Annotated in this window: 3 protein-coding genes and 1 pseudogene; 1 reads left to right on the forward strand and 3 read right to left on the reverse strand. The window is 58.3% G+C overall.

What is annotated here, in order from left to right; genetic code table 11:
* Positions 1-118 (forward strand): annotated as a pseudogene (locus tag F7R02_RS25130) (IS5-like element ISCARN85 family transposase); the annotation flags it as partial.
* On the opposite strand, the gene F7R02_RS25135 reads toward F7R02_RS25130, so the two are convergent.
* The 3 genes from F7R02_RS25135 to F7R02_RS25145 form a co-directional block, all read right to left on the reverse strand.
* The gene (locus F7R02_RS25135; RefSeq protein WP_208789146.1) at positions 115-498 is read right to left on the reverse strand and encodes a hypothetical protein; all 384 of its coding nucleotides are present in this window, start codon (positions 496-498) and stop codon (positions 115-117) included. The pseudogene F7R02_RS25130 and the gene F7R02_RS25135 overlap by 4 nt on opposite strands.
* A 1-nt stretch (position 499) precedes the next feature.
* Positions 500-1,909 carry a DUF1998 domain-containing protein gene (gene drmB, locus F7R02_RS25140; protein ID WP_235857406.1) on the reverse strand — a complete coding sequence of 470 codons (1,410 nt, stop codon included), beginning with the start codon at positions 1,907-1,909 and terminating at the stop codon, positions 500-502.
* An 18-nt stretch (positions 1,910-1,927) separates the two neighbouring features.
* Positions 1,928-2,054: integrase core domain-containing protein (locus F7R02_RS25145; protein WP_151210081.1), on the reverse strand; the 127-nt coding region annotated here is incomplete at its 5' end.

Raw genomic sequence — 2,054 nt, forward strand, 5'->3', positions numbered from 1 at the left:
ACTGTTCCGTCGCTTGAAAGGCTACCGCCGGATTTTCTCGCGCTTCGAGAAGCTGGATGTCATGTTCCTTGGATTCCTCAGCTTCGTCCTAGTCGTTGATGGGCTTCGGATGTGTTAACAGGCCCTAGTAATGAACAACGATTGTTCTGCGGAGTTGATGACCTGCAAAAGCGCTTGCTCTGTTCGACGCGCCGATACGAAAGGTGTCGTCGGGCCAGTCCACACGAGTTCGGTGGATTGCTCGGAAGCGGCTTTGACGTAAACGTGGCTGGCAGCGATGAGCATTAATGCCAGTTCGTCAGAACCGACCTTAGTGTTTTGCCAGGCTGCCGCAAGGTGCTCGACCACGCTGCCGGCTACCGGGGTTCCGACCACACTCGACAACGTCGTCGCAGCCTTGCTGGCATCAGTTCGACGAACGCGGGCGGCAACGGCCTGCACCTTCTCAGGCGAGACCAGAGAGACCAAGGCTGCAATGGCATCCAAGAGTTCATCCATGTCAGAAACCCTTGAAGAAAGCAGCGTCGGCGCGTTCGAGTGTTGGTATGAGCAGCGATCGATCCAGATAGCGATTGCCCCGCTCGCAAGAGGTCTCCGCCACTAGAGAGCACGCATGGCAAGCAGCCCCATGCAATGAGCGGTCTTTTTCGGGGTCATGTTCCGAGCAGAGCGGATCGGATGAGCATATCTTCGAGCGATTCAGTGCTTGCTCCAGCAGGCGACCAAGGTTTTCTGGTTTGCCAAGATCAACAAGGCCGCCCAGCGTGCCGTCAGAATCTGCTGCTGCGGTGTAGATAAGGATGCCCGCCTGCGGGCTGTCGCCCGACGTATCGGCATAGATGCGCTCACGAATGCTCGCAGCGTTGTATCCGCACTCCAGCGCCAGTTCACGAATCAGCAAATGAGACAGGGTGTGCAGCATTGCATAGCGAATGCCGGGGTAGCCTTCGTTCGGTTCGAGATGACGCGAATTGCGCCATCCCTTATGCCCGCCACGGAGCATCTGGTCGACCTTTTTCACGCCATCCAATGCCTCCCATTTGACGAGCGCGGCTTCGTCAAACTGCACGAAGATTCCTTCGCCATGAACCTGATTGGCTGGCACCCAGTCTGGCTTGCTGCGCGACAGACTGGCCATCTGAGGGCGTTCATTCGGATCGCCAGACTCTTCGGGTGCTTCGACCCGAGTGAAGCCCAACAAGGCATTCACTTCGCGCAAGCGCTCAAGGAGCAAGACTCGAGTGATAGGGCCGCTGAATCCTGATGGCGTGCCGACTTTCTTACTCATGAAGTGCGGGTAGTCCGTGGGCGGGTTGGCCTCTTTCAGCACATCCCACTCGGGCCCTTTGATGTCGGCCTCACCCACGGCCTCCTGCCCGCCGCCTTTGCGGTGTGCATCAATGGCCGACCAGATCGACGCCGCCTGATACTTGTCGATTCCTGGCAGCGCCCCGGTCTTCTTCAAGGTCTTCACCGTCACCGACACCTCGGCTTCGGATTCGAGCTCATCGAAAAACTCCCAGCCATCCTGGATCAGTTGACTGAGCGGGTCCTTGGTCTGAGGGATTGCAAGTGCGGAGAGCGTTATCGGGAACCAGCTATTCGTGGCACCCAATAACACCGCGCGTGCTTCCTCATCGCATTCGTGGTCGAAGTGGTCTAGGTGCGGATGCCGTCCCCGGCACCCAGGAAGATTCTCTTTTCCCGCCTTGCCGAAAGCATGGGCCATGCTTCTGGATGCCCCACAGGCATCACACTTCACCCACAGGTTTTCCGTTTGCAGCGACGCGCCGCTCTCGAAGAAGCGCAGCGTGCCCTTGCACGAACTATTACCGCCGTGGACGAAGTAGTGCCACGGGAAGTCATCAAGATGGCCGTCGCGGCAGGCCAGGCCCCGACGTCCCCCCACCCTGAGTAGTGGTTTGGTTTAGAGTCCGGGGGTAATGATATCGGTGTTTGCCAGATGTTGGGCATAAGCAGCCGGGGTCATGCCGCCGATCGCCTTCTTGGGTCGGTCCTCGTTGTATTCGCGTCGCCAGCGTTCGATTTCGGTG

It is taken from the genome of Xanthomonas cissicola, assembly GCF_008801575.1.
Classification (GTDB): domain Bacteria; phylum Pseudomonadota; class Gammaproteobacteria; order Xanthomonadales; family Xanthomonadaceae; genus Xanthomonas; species Xanthomonas cissicola.